Raw genomic sequence first — 17,325 nt, 5'->3', positions numbered from 1 at the left:
ATGAACTTTAGTAATTTACTCAAAGCAGTAATTGCATTTAGCTTTCTAAGTTTTCAGCTCAATGCTCAAAATGAAACGACTACTGGTTCGCAACTCTCTTTGAAGCAGAAAAATATTGTTGCCATTGCAGCGCTCACAGCCCAAGGCGAACTGCAAACTTTAAAATCGGCCCTAAACGCTGGTTTGCAGGCGGGATTGACTATCAATGAAATAAAGGAAATAATGGTACATCTGTATGCCTATTGCGGATTTCCTCGCAGTATTCGTGGTTTACAGACATTAATGGAGGTTCTTGATGAGCGAAAGGCTAAAGAAATTGAAGATGAATTGGGTGCGGATGCATCACCAATAAGCGATGAACGAAGTAAATATGACCGGGGGAAAGCAAATTTAGAAGAACTAATCGGGAGGCCGTTAAACGGGCCACAAACTGGTTATGCTGCATTTGCTCCGACAATAGAGGTCTTTCTAAAAGAGCATTTGTTTGCCGACATTTTCGACCGCAATGTTTTGACCTTTGCTGACCGAGAATTGGTAACCATCTCTGTAATAAGTGCAATTGGCGGTGCCGAACCAATGCTTAAAAGTCATTTGGCCATTTGCCTTAATTTAGGTTTAAGCCCACAACAATTGAATGAATTTTTAAGTGTCATAAAATCAACCGTGGGGAAAAAAGAGGCGAAGGCGGCTCAGGTTGTATTAAATGAAATTCTTAGATCCAGATAATTAAATACCAATTTGATAATGAAGAATATTTTTAGATACTGCTTACTCTTTTGTGTGATTCTTGTTGCATCGTGCACTATGAATAAAAGCAGCAATGAACCCCTTGCGCTAAACGAAACTTGTTTTCCCAAGGGTGAATTATTGAACAGTCCGAATTTTTCCGGCACAGTGTGGTTGAATATGATGGGAGCCAAAGATACTACTTTACATGCCAGTTATGGTAATGTAACTTTTGAGCCGGGAGCAAGAACTAACTGGCATTCACATCCGGGAGGGCAAATTCTTTTTATCACCAAAGGAAAGGGCTATTATCAGGCAAAAGGGCAACCCTCCCAATTGTTGCAAAAGGGCGATTTTGTGGAAATCCAACCCAATATAGTCCATTGGCATGGAGCTGCTCCCGATAGCGAATTTGCACATATTGCTGTTAGCCTGAACACAGATTTAGGAGGAGCGGTCTGGTTTAGTACTGTGCTTGAAGAAGAATACCTTGAAGCAACAAAGTAAAATGCTTTCATGGTAATGAATAATGGAAAGTTAGGTGTTCAAGGATCAGTGGTCTTTCAAATGGGATTAGGCTGTGTGGGCTTTAAGATAAGACTATGGGGAGCTGTTTCATTTTAGAAATTCTCCCTCTCGTACTCTTCCAGCAGGACTTTAATTTTTCGGGAGGCGGTGATGCCGTTGTCGCTGAGGTTGATTTTCAGGTGGATGTTGCAGTAAATGACAAATTTTTCCAATTCCTCGCCTTCATATCCGGAAACCAGGGCGATGATTTCGGGGTTGGCTACTGCGTCGCGGTGGTCCCACAGTGTGGATTGGGCACGGACCTCAGGCAGATTGATTTTGGCTCTTTCAAGTCGGTTGGTCCGTGAAAAGATGAAGCCTGCGGGACTTCTTATGGCGCCCAGCAGGCCTACATTGCCGATGTCGGGTCGCTCGTTGGGAGGCAGTTTAGAGATTCTACTTCCGAAGTGCGCCGGCAGGTGCAGATCGAGGGCGTTGGGGTCGTCCGGTATTTTAGGAAAAATGAGGGGGTCGAGCATGCCGGTGTAGCCTTTAACGGTGACTTCCTTAATGGCATAGGAGTGTTGTTTCAGTCTGATTTGGATGGTGCCGTTGCTGTCCTTTTCCATTTGGTTGAGTACGATGGTGCGTGGCTCAAAGCCCAGGGCGGCTACGCGAATGGAGTCGTTGTAGGGCAACATAAGTGCAAAGTAGCCGTGGTCGTCGGCGCCAAAAGCGCTGACTTGCATGTAGCTGGCTACAGTGGCGTAGGGTATGAGGGCGTTGTCGCTTTGGGAGCGGATGCTGCCGACCCACACTACTAAAGAGTCGGATTGGGCAAGACTTGGAGCCGTACACAGTGCCAGGAGACTGAAAAGCAGCAGGACGGACTTGAAGTTTTTTGGGGTCATCGTAATTTGGGGCTTGGCAAATGAGTACAATCGTGTGCCGGCTAAATAACGATGGGACGCCTTGGGTTTTGCAATAATTGTGCCGTTAGGGTGTTTTTCCAGAATATAAATCCAGGGCTTGCTGGTGATAGGTCTTCACTTCGCGGATGAGGCTTTGGGGTTGCAATACCCTTACGCGTGGTCCGTGGGAAACTAGTTCCTGAACAAAATCTTCGGTGATGTAGAGTTGAAGTCGAAAAACAACTTCGTTTTCGGTTTCTTCTATTTTTGTTTGCGATGGGTGCAGGGGCAGGGTGAGGATGTATTGCGACTGGGGTTTGCGGAAGGCCAGGAGTACTTCACGGGGCTCCAGCTGATCGCCCACAATAATGCCGAAGCTGTGCTTAAACATTTGTTTGACATTAAAATCGGCCGGTCGTTTGAATTTTTCTGTGCCAATCTCAAGTTGGGAAAGGCGGTCGAGTGCAAAATTTCTAAGGACTTTTTTTTCCTGATCGATGCCAATTACATACCAGCGGTTGATCGATTCTTTGAGGGCCAATGGCGCCACAAAGCGGGTTCGTTTTTCGTCGGCCCAGAACTTTTGGTAGGTGAAACGCACCTTTAGGGTGTTTTGAATGGCGTGGAGCAGGCCGTTCATGTTTTCGGTGCCGCGTGGGCGCCGCTTTTCATAGTCGATAAACTGAGGCAGGCGATTGGTCATTTTCAGGGCGCTGAAGGTGTCGAAGGCTTCCAGTAATCGGGTGTTGGCTTCGGTATTGTCTTCTTCCTGTATGTACCATTCGTTGCGCGAAAAATCAAAGGCAATGCTTATGCCGTAGAGTGATTCGATGTTTTCGATGTCGCGCTGAAAGGTGCGCTTGGATATGTTGAAGTCGTAACCCTGAATGTCTGATTCCAGATGAAGCCGGTCCTGAATTTCTGAAAAACTGGCGGGACTCTGGCGCAGACGGTTGATGATGATGTTGTAACGGTTGAGTGTTTCGCGGGTGGCCATACGGTATGTTTTAAAGGTGCTGAAGTAAAGATAGGCACAAGGTATGACAAATGGTGTCGCAGGCTTAAGTTTTCTCCCTGAACTTGTATCTTTGAGGCGTTTATTTGTTTTAAGTCGGCACTATGGATTTTAGAGACAGGGTGTTTTTGGCGGTGGCCGAGCACTTGAGTTTTTCGAAAGCGGGTACAGCGCTGCGCATCAGTCAGCCTGCGGTAACCCGCCACATTCGTGAGTTGGAGGCGCAACTGGAGGTCAATTTGTTCGAACGCAAGGGACCTCGTATCAAGCTGACCACTGCCGGCGAGCTGGTGTACAGTCACCTCAAACCCATTCGTGCCTTGTACCGGGAGTTGCTTTTTGATTTGGAACAAGCCAAGGGCGATTATAAGGGGAGCTTGCGCGTAGGCGCCAGTTCCACCATAGCGCAGTACGTTATTCCTCCGGTATTGGCCGCTTTTTACAAGCGTTATCCACACATCGATCTTTACTTGTTCAACGGCAATTCGGTGGAAATGGAAAGTCGCCTGCTGGCCAACGATTTGGATGTGGCGCTGGTCGAGAATGCTGCTGTGCATCCGGATTTGCGGTATCTGGATTTTGCCAGCGATGAGATTGTGGCGGTGACGGCGGCCGACGGGGTGTATGCCCGGGAGCGGGGACTGCGTGCTGAGGATTTACAAAGCATTCCCCTGGTATTGCGCGAGCCGGGCTCTGGTACGCTGGAGGTGATTCAGCAGGCTTTTCTACAGCAGGGGTGGGACCTGGAGCAATTGAATGTTTTTTTGCACCTGGGCAGCACGGAGTCCATCAAGAATTTTCTGCCCGGTTTTTCCGGTGTGGCGCTGGTCTCTGAAAAGGCCATTGATAAAGAGCTGCGCTTACGCAGCCTGGTGCAATTGCCCTTGCGTGGCTTTTCCATCCGTCGCTCGCTCCGCGTGGCTACGCGGCAGGGGCATTTGATTTCACCGGCCCGTTTGTTTGTCGACTTTCTGACGAACTATAACTTGTAGTTATTACCAATCAGGATTTTGTATTTTGCCGTGTTATAGTGTTACGCTACTTTTGAACCTATAAAAAATGTAGGATGATGCGTTTTGGGTCTCAAAAGTTGGCAGTGCTGTATGCACTCGTGTTGGTTTTGTGTTTGTTCCCATTTTTTTCTGCGTCGGGGGCTTTGGCTGTGGGCATTCTTTTTTCTTTGCTGGGTTGGCGTTTGCCGTCGTTTTCGCGTTATGCTTCTTTTATGTTGCAGGCATCCATCGTGCTGATGGGCTTTGGCATGCAGGTCGCTGAGGTACTCGAGGCTTCTCAAACCGGTCTGATCAGTACCGCCGTTTCGGTAGTCCTGGTTATGGCTGCCGGCTATGTACTGGCGCGTTGTTTAAAAGTGGAAGGAACTACCGGCTTGTTGATTGCTTCGGGCACGGCCATTTGCGGGGGCAGTGCCATTGCGGCGGTAGCGCCCCTGGTGCGGGCGCGTAACGAGCAGACCAGCTTTGCGCTGGTGGTGGTGTTTGTGCTGAATGCTTTGGCGCTGTTTCTTTTTCCGTGGTTGGGGCATTTGTTCCAGCTGTCGGAGACTTCCTTTGGTTGGTGGGCGGCACTGGCCATTCACGATACCAGCAGCGTGGTGGGTGCCGGGGCGGTTTATGGGCCCCAGGCGCTGGAGGTGGCCACTACCACCAAACTGGTGCGGGCCTTATGGATTTTGCCGCTCTCTTTGGTGCTTTCTCTGGTGTATGGGCGCGGCGAAAAGGGACGCTTTTCGGTGCCCTGGTTCATCTTTCTTTTTGCTGGCAGTATTGGCATGGTGTGGCTCTTTCCTTCGGCAGCGCCTGTTTACAGTGTGCTGGGGGCACTCGGAAAGCGGGGCATGGTCATGGCTTTGTTTCTAATTGGGTCGGGCCTTTCTTTTAAAGAGGCTCGTAAAGCGGGCTGGCGCAGTTTTGCGATGGGGGTTTTGCTCTGGTTGCTGGTGGGGTCGGTCGCCTTGTTGGTGCTTAAATATTCTTCTGTTTAGGAATATTGCTGTTTATTCCGTCTTTTATGCATAATGTTGACTATTCCGTATTAAAAGGATACATTTGGGGAAACATTGTGTTATGAATGCAATTATTACCGGCGACATAGTGGGGTCGCGTAAGGCGAAACAGCCACTTTGGCTGGATGTACTAAAAGAGGCTTTGCAACGTTATGGAAGCAGTCCCCGCCAGTGGGAGATTTTCCGTGGCGATAGTTTTCAGCTGGAGCTGCCTCCGCAGGAGGCGCTCCGGGCCCTGTTTCACCTAAAGGCGGTTGTTAAGCAGTTTAAGGAGTTGGATGTGCGTTTGGCTTTGGGTCTGGGCGATGTGGCCTACCGCGGCGAAAAGATTACGGAATCCAACGGAAGTGCCTTTATTCATTCCGGGGAACGTTTCGATGCATTAAAGAAGGAGACGCTGGGCATTAAAACCCCGTGGCCTGAGCTGGATAAGGTGTTGGATTTGATGTTGCAGCTGGCGGCTTTAAAGGCGGATGAATGGACGGTTAATTCGGCACTGATTATTAAAACGGTTTTGGAGCATCCGGAGGCCCGACAGACGGAGGTGGCGCAGTGGCTCAATAAGCAGCAAAGCGACATCAGCAAGGGACTGAAGCGAGGGGGTTTTGAGGCCTTGGAGCGCTTGTTCGCTTATTATTCGAAAAGTATTGCTGAGCTATGTTAAGTTTTTTGTTAAAAATGGTGTTGGTGCATGTGCTGGGCGATTTTGTGCTGCAACCCGATGGGTGGATCAGACACAAAGCAAAGCACAAGCTGCGCTCGAATCGCCTCTATGCGCATGTTTTGGTGCACCTGCTGCTTTTTTTGCTGGTGTTTGGATTTAAGCCGACTTATTATTGGGCGGCGCTGGTGATGGTGGTGACGCACTTTGTGATTGATGCGGCCAAGTTGTATTTGAACCGATTGGATCAGCCGGTATTGTTGTTTGTGGGCGATCAGCTCTTGCATTTTTTGGTGTTGGTGGGACTGGCTTACTGGTATTATCCCGATGAATGGTCGTTTGCCTGGTTGGGGTCGGACCGCTTTGTGCTGGCGCTCATTGCGGTGCTGCTGATGACTTACGGGATTTCCATTATGGTGAAGAATTTTTTGTCGCGTTGGAGTCAGCGTGAGTTGGAGGTGCCCAAATCTAGCAGGAAGGGTACGTCCCTGGCTTCGGCAGGCTTGTACATCGGCATGCTCGAGCGCCTGTTTATCTTTGGCTTTATTCTGCTTAACCAATGGTCGGGCATTGGTTTTCTGCTGGCCGCAAAGTCCATTTTCCGTTTTGGCGACCTCACGCGTGGGCGCGACCGCAAATTAACGGAATACATTCTTATCGGAACCTTGTTGAGTTTTGGTCTGGCCATGTTGGCGACGCTCGTCTTCAAATGGTTGTGGGTCTTGGTGTGACAAAAAGGCCCGTGCTTTTACCATTGGTAGCGCAGTCCCAGGTAAAAGTTGCGGGGTTCGCCGGGATAGTAGTAGCGGGCGGGCTGGTTGCCAAAGGAGGGGGCGTTGACCAGCAACATGGCGGCGTAATGGCTGTTGCCGAGGTTGCGCATGCCGGCGTAGAGTTTTAAGCTTTGTTTTTCGTGGCGCAGCAGCGTACAGTCGCCATGCAGGTGCAGCAAGTGGTGGCCCGGATAGCTCAGACTGTTGGTGTCGTTCAGGTATTGGCGACCGTCGTAATGGTAGCGGATTTGGAGTCCGGCGCCGCGGGCACTGCGTATTTGTAGCTTTAGGTGCAGCATATGGGCCGGTTGGGCCGGAAGGGTGTTGCCCCGATGGTCGCCCTGCTCGTCCTCAAAAACCACAAAGCGGTTGTGCATGTAGGTATGGGTGAGGGTCAGACTTAATTCTCTTTCGCTTAGATCGGGGGCCAGAAGCTGGTAACTCAGTTGACTTTCCAGTCCCGAATGCCGGGTCTTCCCGGCATTCTCTCCGTAAAAAACGTCTTCGGCCGACCGCCTCGTCATCAGCAGGTTGCGTACCCAAAGGTGGTAGGCGGAGACATCGGCCTGCCAGCGTTGCTTGTTTCCGGCTGCTCGCAGACCGACTTCAACATTATAGCCTTGTTCGGGTTGCAGGTCGCGATTGATGCTCCCGTCGGGCAAGAGGGCTTCCTCGGAGGTGGGGGCCGAAAAGCCGTGGGCAGCGGAGCTGTGTAGGTAGAGGCCTTGTCGGATGCGGTGGTTCAGGCCCAGACGGGGAGAGGCTACCCAGCGGTAGCTGTGACTTTGTTGGGGACCATCTTGCTGTTGGTCGCCCTGCCTGTACTGCAAATGGTGCAGGTTGAGACCGGCGGTTGCCAGGGTGCGCGGGCCCAGACGGGTTTCGGCGTGGACTTGCAGGTTGATGAAGTGGCGTGCTTCCTGGCTGTCGCTGAGGAGGTCGCCACGGGCACCGGCCTCCAGGGTTTCGTGGGTCTGCCAACGGTAGTCTTCACGGAACAGTTCCACACCCGCCATCAGTCGCTGCTCCCCCCGGGTCCATTGCAGCTGGTTCTTAAAGCCCAGAGTAAGGGTGTTTTCGCTGAGGTGGTTGAAGGGGCGGACTTCCCCGGCGTCTTTCCAAAGGGTGTAGAGTACCAGTTTGTTGGACAGGTTCCGGGTCCATTGGGAGCGGACGCGCAAGCCGCCCAGAATTTTGTGGTAGCGTTGATGGCCGGCCACTTCCAGCCAGTTGGCAGCGGCATTCTGGGGCGCATTTTGGTAGCTGTCGTAGGTCACCGAGCTGGGTATGTGGGCTTTTAAATAGGTGTAAGTGCCGGTGAGCGCCACGTGGTGGCGACCACGGGTGAGTCCCCCCTCCAGCAAAAGGTTGTTGCGTCGGTAGCTGCTGTTTTGTCGGTAGCCTTCGCTTTGCTGGTGGTGCAGGGCGGTTTGCAGGTAGTGGTTGGGGGCGCCCCAACTCATTTGGGCGCCGGTTTTGTAGCTGTTGAAGGAGCCGGTTTCGAGCTCGGCGCCAAAGTGGCTGCCGTAGGTGGGGGGACTGGTGCGCAGGACGATTACGCCGCCAAGGGCGGGTCCGTAGAGGGCGGAGGCGGGGCCTTTGAGGACTTCAACGCTTTGGAGGGTGCTGATTTCCAGGTCTTCGATGATGGTGGCGCCGTCGCCGGAGGTCAGGGGAATGTCGTTGAAATAGGCTTTTACCCGGTTGGAGGCGTAGGGGGTGCGACTGCCCATGCCGCGCAGGGTAAGGCGTGCGGTGGAGCGGGTGGCGGACTGCATTTGGAGGCCCGCGACTTCCTGCAGGAGGGGCTGGATGTGGGTTTGGGGACCGGCACGGAGTTGTTCGGTGCTGAGGTAGCTGAGGCTGCCGGTGGTGGTACCGAGACTGCCGCGAAAGGGGATGGCGCTTACGGTAACGGTTTCCAGCTGCCCGCCTTCGAGTTGGGCGCTTTCCTGTTGCCCGCCTTCGAGTTGGGCTTGGGAAAGACTGTCGGCCGGTGCCAAAGAAGTATCCGGAGTCCCCCCGGTCAAGGCGACCGAGGGGATTCCGGAAAGATAAAGTGTGAGCAGGAGTGGGCTTAGCGACTTCCTCATAGGCCGTTAGGGAAGGGGACTCAGGCGGTAAATTACGCCGGGATTTTCAACTGCTACGTATAGGAGGCCATCGGGACCCAGTTCTACGTTTCTGAGTCGACCAATGTCGCGAAGCAGGATTTCCTGGTGCACCACTTCGTTGCCAACCACTTCGTTGCGTACGAGGTAGCGGAAGCTGAGTGAGCCGCTCAGAATGTTATTTTCCCAGGCTTTAAAGGGTTCTCCGCTGACGAAGGTCATTCCGCAGGGCGCAATGGAGGGTGTCCATTGATGTATGGGTTGTTCCATGCCTGCTTTGGTGGTGTCTTCGGTAATGATGGTACCGTCGTAATTGATGCCGTAAGATATTTCGGGCCAGCCGTAGTTGAGGCCCGGTTGGATGAGGTTGATTTCATCGCCGCCGCGAGGACCGTGCTCGTGCGACCACAGGGCACCGGTCTGGGGGTGTTTAACGAGCCCTTGCGGATTGCGGTGGCCGTAGGACCAGATGGTGGGCATGGCGTCGGGGGTGTCGATAAAGGGGTTGTCGGCCGGTATGCTTCCGTCGTCCTTGATGCGGTGAATTTTACCGGCATGGTTGCCCAGGGTTTGCGCGTTGGGCATGTGTCCACGGTCGCCAATGGAAAAGTAGAGGTAGCCGTCGTTGTCGAAGACCATGCGCGTGCCAAAGTGCACGCCGGCACGCGTATCGGGCAAGCCCTTGAACAGGAGCTGCTTGTCGGTCAGTCGGTTCTCTTTCAATCGGGCCCGCATGATGGCGGTATTGCCGCCCTGGGCGCTGCCGCCCTCTCCGGTTGTGGCGTAGGCCAGGTACAGCCAGCCGTTGTTTTCGTAATCGGGGTGCAGACGTACGTCCATCAGGCCACCCTGACCGTGTACAAATATTTCAGGAAGGTTTTCGATCTGCGCTACAAAAGTGCCGTTGCGAAAGCGAAACAATTGTCCCCCCCGCTCTGCCACCAGCATGTCGCCATCGGGCAGCCAGGTCATGCCCCAGGGCACTTCGAGTCCGGTAATGAGGGTGTCCAGATTAAAATCCAGCTTCTCGCTTTGCTGAATTTCGGCCATGGCGGGCCGCTGTTCCTGTCCGTCGGTCGCTTCCTTCATATCGGTGAGGATGTAGGCCGAGATATCGGCTATCTCGTCCTGAGACAGCACGTGTCCAAAGGCCGGCATGCCGGTCTCCATATCGCCGTCGCTGATGACAGCTACCATATCGGCCATGGGGGTAGCGAAGAGGGCTTGCCGGTCGGCACCGGCAAAACGTTCCATATTCAAGCCGTGACAAGAGGCACAGTATTGGGCGTAATTATCTACCGCCAACTGCTTGTTGCCGATGCTCAGGTCAAAATTGGCAGACTTACTGCCCTGCTGGCATTGGGCTGCGGTCAGCAGCCAAAGCGCAGTAAGGGCTAGGGAGAGTCCCAGAAAAAGAAAGCGGTGTTTTTTCTGCATGAGTGGGTGATTTTAGGATGAAAAACTTCACTACTTCAATTAAACCAAAAGTTAAGCTTTTTGGTTCATTTATAAAAGCGACACTTTAATGAGGGACTTTGAGCATTTCGGTGGGGTTCCTGTAGGAAAAGATGCGGCTATTGCCTAAATTTGGTTAGCTGTTGAAACCTTAACAAAAGAACAAATTTCTAATTGTATGAAACGTTTTCTTAAGATTTTTTTGGGGGTGATTGTGGGCCTGTTTCTGTTGCTCCTGATATTGCCCTTTGCCTTTAAAGGCAAAATTGAAACCATGGTCAAGGAGCTGATTAATGAAGAGCTGGAGGCGACTGTGGCCTGGGATGGTTTTTCGGTATCGCTCATCCGGAACTTCCCCAATTTGGGGGTGGGAATGGAAGGGCTTTCGGTAGTTAATGCTGCTCCTTTTGCCGGCGATACCTTGCTTTATGTCGGCAGGTTTTCTGCTTCGGTAGATGTGATGAGCGCGCTGCGCGGTGCGGCCATTGACGTGAAGTCGGTCCTCATCGACCGGCCTCTGGTGCATCTTAAAGTAAACGCCGATAGTCTGGCCAACTGGGACATTGTACCTATGTCGGAAGAGGTGGAAGAGGTGGTAGAAGAGGAGGGCGAAGCGGCCTCTTTTAGCGTACAACTGCAATCTTTTGAAATTCGTGATGCGGCTTTGAGTTATTCGGATGCAACGATGGATTTTAAAACCGCTTTAAGCGGTTTTAACGCGCAGCTAAGGGGCGATATGACGGAAGCTTACACCACGCTTTCGCTGCAAAGCAGCATCGAAGCCCTGGATGTCATTATGGAGGGGGTGAAGTATGTGAATGCAGCACCGGTGGATTTGCGTGCAGATGTTGGTGCCGATCTGGAGAATATGGTTTTTACCTTTGAAGACAATGCTTTGAATTTTAGTGGACTGCCCCTGTTTATGGAGGGAACCCTGGCGATGTTGGAAGAGGGTTTTGACATGGATTTGCGTTTGGCAGCCAGTGAGACTTCTTTTAAAACCATTCTGGCCCTCGTTCCTGAGGAATATATGAGCGATTTGGAGGGCTTGGAGACAGCCGGTGGTCTGACTCTGGAGGCGACGGCCAAGGGGGTGTTTGTGGATGCCGACCATCTGCCTGCTTTTAAACTGCTTTTGGAGGTGAAGGACGGACGCATTCAGTATCCCGATCTGCCCAAGTCGATCGACGATATTCAGGTGCATATGCTGGTCGACAATCCCGGTGGTACCATGGATGCTACGGTGACCGACATCAGTCGTTTCGGATTTAGTGTAGGCAACAATCCTTTTGGGGCACAGCTGCGGGTGACCACCCCGCTGTCCAATGCGACCTTTAAGGGCGGCATGAAGGGAACCATCGATTTTGCTTCCCTGGCCGAAGCTTTTCCTATGGACAGTATTGAGCTGAAAGGGGTGGTAAATGCCGATTTAACCCTCGACGGGGATTATGAGATGATTGAGCAGGAGCGCTACGAAGATTTAAAAGCCAATGGGGTAATGGATATGAAAGACTTTGCGTTTCGGAGTCCCGACCTCCCCATGGGCATTCTCATCAGTGGGGCCGATCTGTTTTTCTCCCCTCAATATTTAGAGCTGCGTTCTTTTAATATGCAAATGGGCGAGAGCGATTTCAGTCTAACCGGTCGCCTCGAAAACTACCTGGCTTATGCCTTGCAGGACGGCACGCTCAAAGGAAAACTTGAGCATGCCTCGCGCTACATCAACACCAATGAACTGATGGCCATGGCCTCGGGTGAAGAAGAGGTGGTGGACGAAGACGAAGAGGCCCCCATGGGTAAGGTGCTGGTGCCCGATAACATCGACTTTACCATGACCACCAAAATAGACAAGCTGCTCTACGATAAGTTGACGCTTGAAAATACCCAGGGTGCTTTGGTGGTAAAAGATGCCCGTGTGGTGATGGATGATGTACGCACCCAGCTGTTGCAGGGAGATATGGTGATGAATGGGGAATACAATACCCAGGATACACTGAAGCCCTTTATGGATTTTGATTTGGCGGTGAATACCGTGGACATCAATCAGGCGGCCCATTCGTTCTCTATGGTGGAGTCCTTTTTGCCCGTGGCCCGCAATGCCAACGGACGCATCAGTACCAAAATGAAGTTCAGTTCGCTGTTGGGCGACGACTTTTCGCCCATTCTGAGTTCCTTTAATGGCGGGGGACAGCTCAGCTCTAAGGAGATTGAAGTCTCCGGTGCCAAGGCGCAAACGGCCCTCGTTTCCCTGCTGAAAGACGAAAAGTATGCGGTGGCTAAAGCGCGCGACTTTTTGGTCAATTTCCGCATCGACAGCGGAAATGTTTACGTCGATCCTTTTGATGTGAATGTTTTTGGTAAAAACGCCAATATTTCCGGGAAACAGAGTCTGGATAAAAACATGGACTTTTTAATAAAGATGCCGGTGAGTCGCAACGAGATCAATAGTGTTGCCGGCTTTTTGGGGACTTCCTTGCCAGCCGGGGAGGACGTTTTAATTGGCATCAACATAACCGGTACTCCCGATGATCCAAAGTTGAGTCTGAACGCCGAAGCGCTGAACGATGTAGTGAAGGATGAGGTGAAAAAGGCGGCTGAAGAAGTGGGCGAGGAGCTGAAGAAGGAAGCCGAGAAAGCGGTAGAGAAGTTGATGGAAGATCCCGAGACCAAGGAGAAAATAGAAGAGGCGGGGAAGAAGCTCCGCGATTTATTCCGATAACATGATTTTTAGAAAGCCTGCCCTGCGGCAGGCTTTCTAATTTTAGTGCCATAAAAAAAGGCAGCCGATACAGCTGCCGTTTTTAATGAATTGACCTCCCGAAGGATTAAACTCTTTTCTCTTTGATGCGTGCTTTCTTTCCGGTAAGATCGCGGAAATAGTAAATTCTTGCACGACGAACTTTTCCTCTGCGGTTCAATTCCACCTTCTCGATAAAGGGCGAATTGATGGGGAAAATACGTTCTACGCCAACGTTCCCGGACATTTTACGAACGGTAAAACGCTTGCCGGCGCCTGAACCTTTAACCTGAATTACAACCCCGCGAAAAACCTGAACACGTTCCTTGGTACCTTCCTTAATTTTGTAGTGCACCGAAACTGTGTCACCTGCGCCGAATTCAGGAACTTCAACACCTGTGTTGAAGGCTTCTTCAGCAACTTTCATCAAGTTCATTTTGTTTGCTTTTGAAGATTAAACTTAGTGCAATATTGCATGACCCCTCATGTTCAGCAAGAGATTACACGAATTGGGTGCAAAAGTACAGCAATTATTTTAATATTAAAAGACCAGCTGCTGTAATGTCGGTGAAAAAGTTGCAGGCCGCATATTTTATCGTTGTTTCCATCCTTGAAGTTTTGTAAAAAATTGAAATTTAAAGTAACATTGCACTACACATCTAACATTTATTTTTTATGGAACAGAAAAACAACAATTTCTTGGTGGGAATGACCGCCTTTGGTGCCATCTTCTTCATTTTTGGATTTGCCACCACCTTTATCATTCAGCTCAGTGCCCCTGTAATGGCGGTATTTAACCTCACTGAGTTTCAGGCCCAGTTACTGACTTCGGCCTTTTTTATTGCCTATCCCATTATGTCGGTACCCACCGGTTGGCTGGTTAATCGCATCGGTTACAAGTATACCGTGGTAGCCGGCCTGATATTGATGGCCCTGGGTAGTTTGGTGTTTATTCCCGCTGCCCGCATCCCATCGTATCCGCTGTTTTTAATGGCTACCTTTATTTTGGCTACCGGCGTGGTTTTCCTGCAGGTATCGGCCAACCCTTATGTTACTGCTTTGGGGTCTGAAAGCTCTGCTTCCAGCAGGCTGAATCTTACCCAGGCCTTGAACTCTATTGCTACAATGGTAGCCCCCTGGCTGATTGCTACGGTAATTTTTAAAGGGCTGGATCTGCCCATCGATGCAACGGATGCAGAAAAATTGACCTATGGCTTGGAAGTCGCCGGCCGCATACCCTTCCCCTTTATTGCCATGGCGCTGGTGGTAGTTTTAGTTGCTGTGGTGTTGCTTATGATGAAATTGCCTGCCATTATCAGTGAAAAAAGTGAGAAGGGCGGCAGCATTTATAAGTATCCGCACGTATTGTTAGGGGCCTTTGCTATTTTCTGCTATGTGGGTGCTGAGGCTGGTAACGCCGGCTTAATGACCAATTATCTGAAGAGTGGTTCCTTGGGGCTTTCTGCCGAAATGGCTGCTACCTATGCCGCTATTTATTGGGGTGGTGCTATGGTAGGACGATTCTTTGGCTCCATTATGTTTTCGGACATCGCCGGAGGAAAGAAGTATTTGTATGCCGTTTTGGTGTTGGGTCTGGCCTTGGTTTCCGGTGCATTTGTAACCGATTGGGACTGGACCATAGGTCTTGTTTTTATGGGCGCCTCAGCCGTTAACTTTGTGTTTATGTTGATTGGAAAAGGACAACCTGCCCGTACCCTGGCCGTTTTTGCTTTGGTGGCCGGTATGTTGGGCTTGGTGACCACTTTTACCCAAGGGCAAGTGGCCTTATGGACCGTAGTTTCTATTGGTTTGTTTAACTCCATTATGTTCCCCAATATTTTTGCCCTGGCCGTGAAAGATTTGAAGGGTGGCGAATTGGCTTCTGCTTCGGGCATCATCAATGCCCTGATTCTGGGTGGAGCCGTAATTCCGCCCCTGATGGGCTCCATTGCTGATAATTATGGCTATACCTATGCCTATGTGGTGCCCGCCCTGTGTTATCTTTACATCTTCTTTTACGCCGTTAAAGGAAGTTTAATCAGAACTGCGAGTGCCGAATAGTTTTGGCTGATGGATAGCGATTGAGAAATTAATTTTTAAAGATTAAAGAGTATGAAAATGTTTTCAGTTGGAATTGATATAGGTGGAACCAATACCGCCATTGGAATTGTTGATGAAGCCGGTAACGTCGTAGTAAAGGGGGGGATCGATACCCCCTCGCATGGCGATGCAGAACGTTATGTAAAGGAAATGGGTGCCTCGGTAAAAGATATGGCCAAGAAGTTGAAACTGACCAATCCCGACTCAGAAATTCTGGGGATTGGTATTGGTGCGCCCAACGGCAACTATTACAGTGGTACCATAGAGTATGCGCCCAATTTGTCCTTCAAGGGCATAGTACATTTGGTGGAGTTGATGCGGGCCGAATTTCCCGAGTACCAGTATGTTGCATTGACCAACGATGCCAATGCTGCTGCTATTGGTGAAATGGTGTACGGCGGCGCCAAAGGCATGAAAAATTTCGTAATGTACACCCTGGGTACCGGGGTAGGCAGTGGCGTGGTGGTCAATGGTGATTTGGTTTACGGCCACGATGGCTTTGCCGGTGAATGCGGACACACCACGCTGATCCCCGGGGGTCGTGTATGTGGTTGTGGGGCACATGGCCACCTGGAGGCCTATTGCTCTGCTCCCGGCATGAAACGTACCGCCTTTGAGCTGTTGGCGTATTATAATGCCAGCGACAGCCTCCTGGCCGATAAGTCCTTTAACGAGCTGTCGTCTAAGATGATTTATGAGGCAGCCGTAAAAGGCGATAAGGTTGCCCTGGAAGTGTTTGAAAAAACCGGGCAATATCTGGGCCAGGGTTTGGCCGATACGGTGCACCACCTTTCTCCCGAAGCCATCTTTCTGTTTGGTGGTCCCACGGCCGCCGGCGACTACATTTTTAAACCCTTGCGCGAGAGTCTGGAAGCGCATTTGCTTCCCATCTTTAAGAACAAGATAAAAATTCTGCCCTCCGAACTGAGTGCCGGCGATGCTGCCATAGTGGGCGCCAGCGCTTTGGTGTGGAAGGAGCAAGACAAATAAACCTTCAATCATGTCAGAAAATTATTTTAAGACCTACCCATCTAAAGAAGGGTTTTACAAAGAGTACGGTGGCGCTTTTTTGCCGCCCAACCTGGAGGCAGAAATGCAGCGCATCAACGATGCTTATTTTGCCATCAGTAAATCGCACAATTTTATTTCCGAGTTGCGCAGTATTCGTAAGCATTATCAGGGGCGTCCAACGCCGGTGTACTATTGCAATCGTTTATCGGAAAAGTATGGCGGTCGCATTTACCTGAAGCGTGAAGATTTGAACCACTCAGGGGCCCACAAGCTCAACCATTGTATGGGAGAAGCCTTGTTGGCCAAGTATATGGGTAAGAAAAAACTGATTGCCGAAACAGGCGCTGGTCAGCATGGTGTGGCCCTGGCCACTGCAGCCGCCTATTTTGGTCTGGAGTGCGAAATACATATGGGAGAGGTGGACATCGCCAAAGAACACCCCAATGTAGTACGTATGAAAATTTTGGGCGCTGAAGTTGTCCCGGTTTCTCATGGTCTTAAAACTTTGAAAGAGGCGGTTGACTCGGCCTTTGAAGCTTATCTGAAGGATCCCGAGAATTCGATTTATTGTATCGGGTCTGTGGTGGGTCCGCACCCCTTCCCGATGATGGTGCGTGACTTTCAGCGGGTGGTGGGTATTGAAGCCCGTGAGCAGTTTCAGGAAATGACTGGTGAGTTGCCCGACAGTGTGGTGGCTTGTGTGGGTGGCGGCAGTAACGCCATGGGCATGTTCACCGCCTTTTTAAATGACGATGAGTGTCACTTGTACGGCATTGAGCCGGGGGGCCGTTCCATGAGTATTGGAGAGCATGCGGCTACCATGACTCAGGGTAAGCCCGGAATCATTCACGGTTTTAAGTGCTACTTGCTGCAGGACGAAAAAGGAGAGCCCAGTCCCGTTTATTCCGTTGCCAGCGGACTCGACTACCCCGGTGTTGGTCCCGAGCACAGTATGTTGCACGATTTGAAGAAAGTAACTTACGATGTGATCAACGACCAGGAAACCATCGATGCCTTTTTTGAACTGAGTCGCCTCGAAGGCATTATTCCCGCCTTGGAAAGTGCCCATGCGGTGGCTTATGCCATTAAACTGGCGCAGCGTGAGCCTCAGACGTCCATACTGGTGAACCTGAGCGGAAGGGGAGACAAGGATGTGGACTTTGTTTTGGATAACTATGGGAAGGATTATGGTTTGTAGGGCGGGCGGGGCACAGGCCTCCCCGGGCCTCCGTCTCTGAGGCCTCCCCGGGCCTCCCCGGGCCTCAGAGGCCTCCCAGGCCCCCCAGGGTTGAAAC

Annotated in this window: 15 protein-coding genes; 10 read left to right on the top strand and 5 right to left on the bottom strand. The window is 51.1% G+C overall.

What is annotated here, in order from left to right; all coding sequences use genetic code 11:
* Together B4W65_RS12410 and B4W65_RS12405 are read left to right on the top strand one after the other, a co-directional pair.
* Positions 1-726: a carboxymuconolactone decarboxylase family protein gene (locus B4W65_RS12410; RefSeq protein ID WP_088655490.1), complete on the top strand. Its 726-nt coding sequence runs from the start codon at positions 1-3 to the stop codon at positions 724-726.
* An 18-nt stretch (positions 727-744) separates the two neighbouring features.
* On the top strand, positions 745-1,233 hold the full coding sequence (locus tag B4W65_RS12405) for a cupin domain-containing protein (protein WP_088655489.1): 489 nt from the start codon (positions 745-747) through the stop codon (positions 1,231-1,233).
* A 113-nt stretch (positions 1,234-1,346) separates the two neighbouring features.
* On the opposite strand, the gene B4W65_RS12400 is transcribed toward B4W65_RS12405, so the two are convergent.
* Positions 1,347-2,144: a hypothetical protein gene (locus tag B4W65_RS12400; RefSeq protein ID WP_088655488.1), complete on the bottom strand. Its 798-nt coding sequence runs from the start codon at positions 2,142-2,144 to the stop codon at positions 1,347-1,349.
* Between the two features lie 85 nt (positions 2,145-2,229).
* Entirely contained in the window at positions 2,230-3,141 is a 912-nt protein-coding gene (locus B4W65_RS12395) for a helix-turn-helix transcriptional regulator (protein WP_088655487.1), read from the bottom strand.
* A gap of 122 nt (positions 3,142-3,263) precedes the next feature.
* Here B4W65_RS12395 and B4W65_RS12390 point away from each other — a divergent pair, with 122 nt between their 5' ends.
* The 4 genes from B4W65_RS12390 (at position 3,264) to B4W65_RS12375 (ending at position 6,574) form a co-directional block, all read left to right on the top strand.
* On the top strand, positions 3,264-4,151 hold the full coding sequence (locus B4W65_RS12390) for a LysR substrate-binding domain-containing protein (protein WP_088655486.1): 888 nt from the start codon (positions 3,264-3,266) through the stop codon (positions 4,149-4,151).
* Between the two features lie 74 nt (positions 4,152-4,225).
* On the top strand, positions 4,226-5,161 hold the full coding sequence (locus B4W65_RS12385) for a YeiH family protein (RefSeq protein WP_088655485.1): 936 nt from the start codon (positions 4,226-4,228) through the stop codon (positions 5,159-5,161).
* An 82-nt stretch (positions 5,162-5,243) separates the two neighbouring features.
* Entirely contained in the window at positions 5,244-5,846 is a 603-nt protein-coding gene (locus B4W65_RS12380) for a transcriptional regulator (RefSeq protein ID WP_088655484.1), read from the top strand.
* The gene (locus B4W65_RS12375; RefSeq protein ID WP_088655483.1) at positions 5,840-6,574 is read left to right on the top strand and encodes a DUF3307 domain-containing protein; all 735 of its coding nucleotides are present in this window, start codon (positions 5,840-5,842) and stop codon (positions 6,572-6,574) included. Before B4W65_RS12380 ends, B4W65_RS12375 begins: the two co-directional genes overlap by 7 nt.
* A 17-nt stretch (positions 6,575-6,591) precedes the next feature.
* Here the strand turns inward: B4W65_RS12375 and B4W65_RS12370 are convergent, their stop codons facing one another.
* On the bottom strand, positions 6,592-8,709 hold the full coding sequence (locus B4W65_RS12370; protein WP_088655482.1) for a TonB-dependent receptor: 2,118 nt from the start codon (positions 8,707-8,709) through the stop codon (positions 6,592-6,594).
* Between the two features lie 6 nt (positions 8,710-8,715).
* A complete protein-coding gene (locus B4W65_RS12365; protein WP_088655481.1) occupies positions 8,716-10,164 on the bottom strand; it encodes a PQQ-dependent sugar dehydrogenase in 1,449 nt (482 codons plus the stop codon).
* A gap of 196 nt (positions 10,165-10,360) precedes the next feature.
* Between B4W65_RS12365 and B4W65_RS12360 the strand changes: the two genes are divergently transcribed.
* Complete coding sequence (locus B4W65_RS12360; protein ID WP_088655480.1) at positions 10,361-12,901, top strand: AsmA-like C-terminal region-containing protein; 2,541 nt, start codon at positions 10,361-10,363, stop codon at positions 12,899-12,901.
* Between the two features lie 106 nt (positions 12,902-13,007).
* Here B4W65_RS12360 and rplS read toward each other — a convergent pair whose 3' ends face one another.
* Positions 13,008-13,355, bottom strand: coding sequence for a 50S ribosomal protein L19 (rplS, locus tag B4W65_RS12355; RefSeq protein ID WP_088655479.1), 348 nt, complete (start codon positions 13,353-13,355; stop codon positions 13,008-13,010).
* Positions 13,356-13,594: 239 nt separating this feature from the next.
* On the opposite strand from rplS, the gene B4W65_RS12350 reads away from it, so the two are divergent.
* The 3 genes from B4W65_RS12350 to trpB are packed head-to-tail and all read left to right on the top strand — an operon-like array spanning position 13,595 to position 17,228.
* On the top strand, positions 13,595-14,980 hold the full coding sequence (locus B4W65_RS12350; RefSeq protein WP_088655478.1) for an MFS transporter: 1,386 nt from the start codon (positions 13,595-13,597) through the stop codon (positions 14,978-14,980).
* Between the two features lie 51 nt (positions 14,981-15,031).
* Entirely contained in the window at positions 15,032-16,009 is a 978-nt protein-coding gene (locus tag B4W65_RS12345) for an ROK family protein (RefSeq protein WP_088655477.1), read from the top strand.
* Positions 16,010-16,019: 10 nt separating this feature from the next.
* A complete protein-coding gene (gene trpB, locus B4W65_RS12340; RefSeq protein WP_088655476.1) occupies positions 16,020-17,228 on the top strand; it encodes a tryptophan synthase subunit beta in 1,209 nt (402 codons plus the stop codon).
* Positions 17,229-17,325 lie beyond the last annotated feature (97 nt).

Source organism: Geofilum rhodophaeum (assembly GCF_002210225.1).
GTDB classification, from domain to species: domain Bacteria; phylum Bacteroidota; class Bacteroidia; order Bacteroidales; family Marinilabiliaceae; genus Geofilum; species Geofilum rhodophaeum.
The sequence above is the reverse complement of the archived record's forward strand: the minus strand, read 5'-3'. Positions and strand labels throughout refer to the sequence as shown.

Bases quoted from the DNA above. Each gene is read 5' to 3' on its own strand.
- B4W65_RS12410 (WP_088655490.1), top strand. From the start codon at position 1: ATGAACTTTAGTAATTTACTCAAAGCAGTAATTGCATTTAGCTTTCTA.
- B4W65_RS12405 (WP_088655489.1), top strand. From the start codon at position 745: ATGAAGAATATTTTTAGATACTGCTTACTCTTTTGTGTGATTCTTGTT.
- B4W65_RS12400 (WP_088655488.1), bottom strand. From the start codon at position 2,144: ATGACCCCAAAAAACTTCAAGTCCGTCCTGCTGCTTTTCAGTCTCCTG.
- B4W65_RS12395 (WP_088655487.1), bottom strand. From the start codon at position 3,141: ATGGCCACCCGCGAAACACTCAACCGTTACAACATCATCATCAACCGT.
- B4W65_RS12390 (WP_088655486.1), top strand. From the start codon at position 3,264: ATGGATTTTAGAGACAGGGTGTTTTTGGCGGTGGCCGAGCACTTGAGT.
- B4W65_RS12385 (WP_088655485.1), top strand. From the start codon at position 4,226: ATGATGCGTTTTGGGTCTCAAAAGTTGGCAGTGCTGTATGCACTCGTG.
- B4W65_RS12380 (WP_088655484.1), top strand. From the start codon at position 5,244: ATGAATGCAATTATTACCGGCGACATAGTGGGGTCGCGTAAGGCGAAA.
- B4W65_RS12375 (WP_088655483.1), top strand. From the start codon at position 5,840: ATGTTAAGTTTTTTGTTAAAAATGGTGTTGGTGCATGTGCTGGGCGAT.
- B4W65_RS12370 (WP_088655482.1), bottom strand. From the start codon at position 8,709: ATGAGGAAGTCGCTAAGCCCACTCCTGCTCACACTTTATCTTTCCGGA.
- B4W65_RS12365 (WP_088655481.1), bottom strand. From the start codon at position 10,164: ATGCAGAAAAAACACCGCTTTCTTTTTCTGGGACTCTCCCTAGCCCTT.
- B4W65_RS12360 (WP_088655480.1), top strand. From the start codon at position 10,361: ATGAAACGTTTTCTTAAGATTTTTTTGGGGGTGATTGTGGGCCTGTTT.
- rplS (WP_088655479.1), bottom strand. From the start codon at position 13,355: ATGAACTTGATGAAAGTTGCTGAAGAAGCCTTCAACACAGGTGTTGAA.
- B4W65_RS12350 (WP_088655478.1), top strand. From the start codon at position 13,595: ATGGAACAGAAAAACAACAATTTCTTGGTGGGAATGACCGCCTTTGGT.
- B4W65_RS12345 (WP_088655477.1), top strand. From the start codon at position 15,032: ATGAAAATGTTTTCAGTTGGAATTGATATAGGTGGAACCAATACCGCC.
- trpB (WP_088655476.1), top strand. From the start codon at position 16,020: ATGTCAGAAAATTATTTTAAGACCTACCCATCTAAAGAAGGGTTTTAC.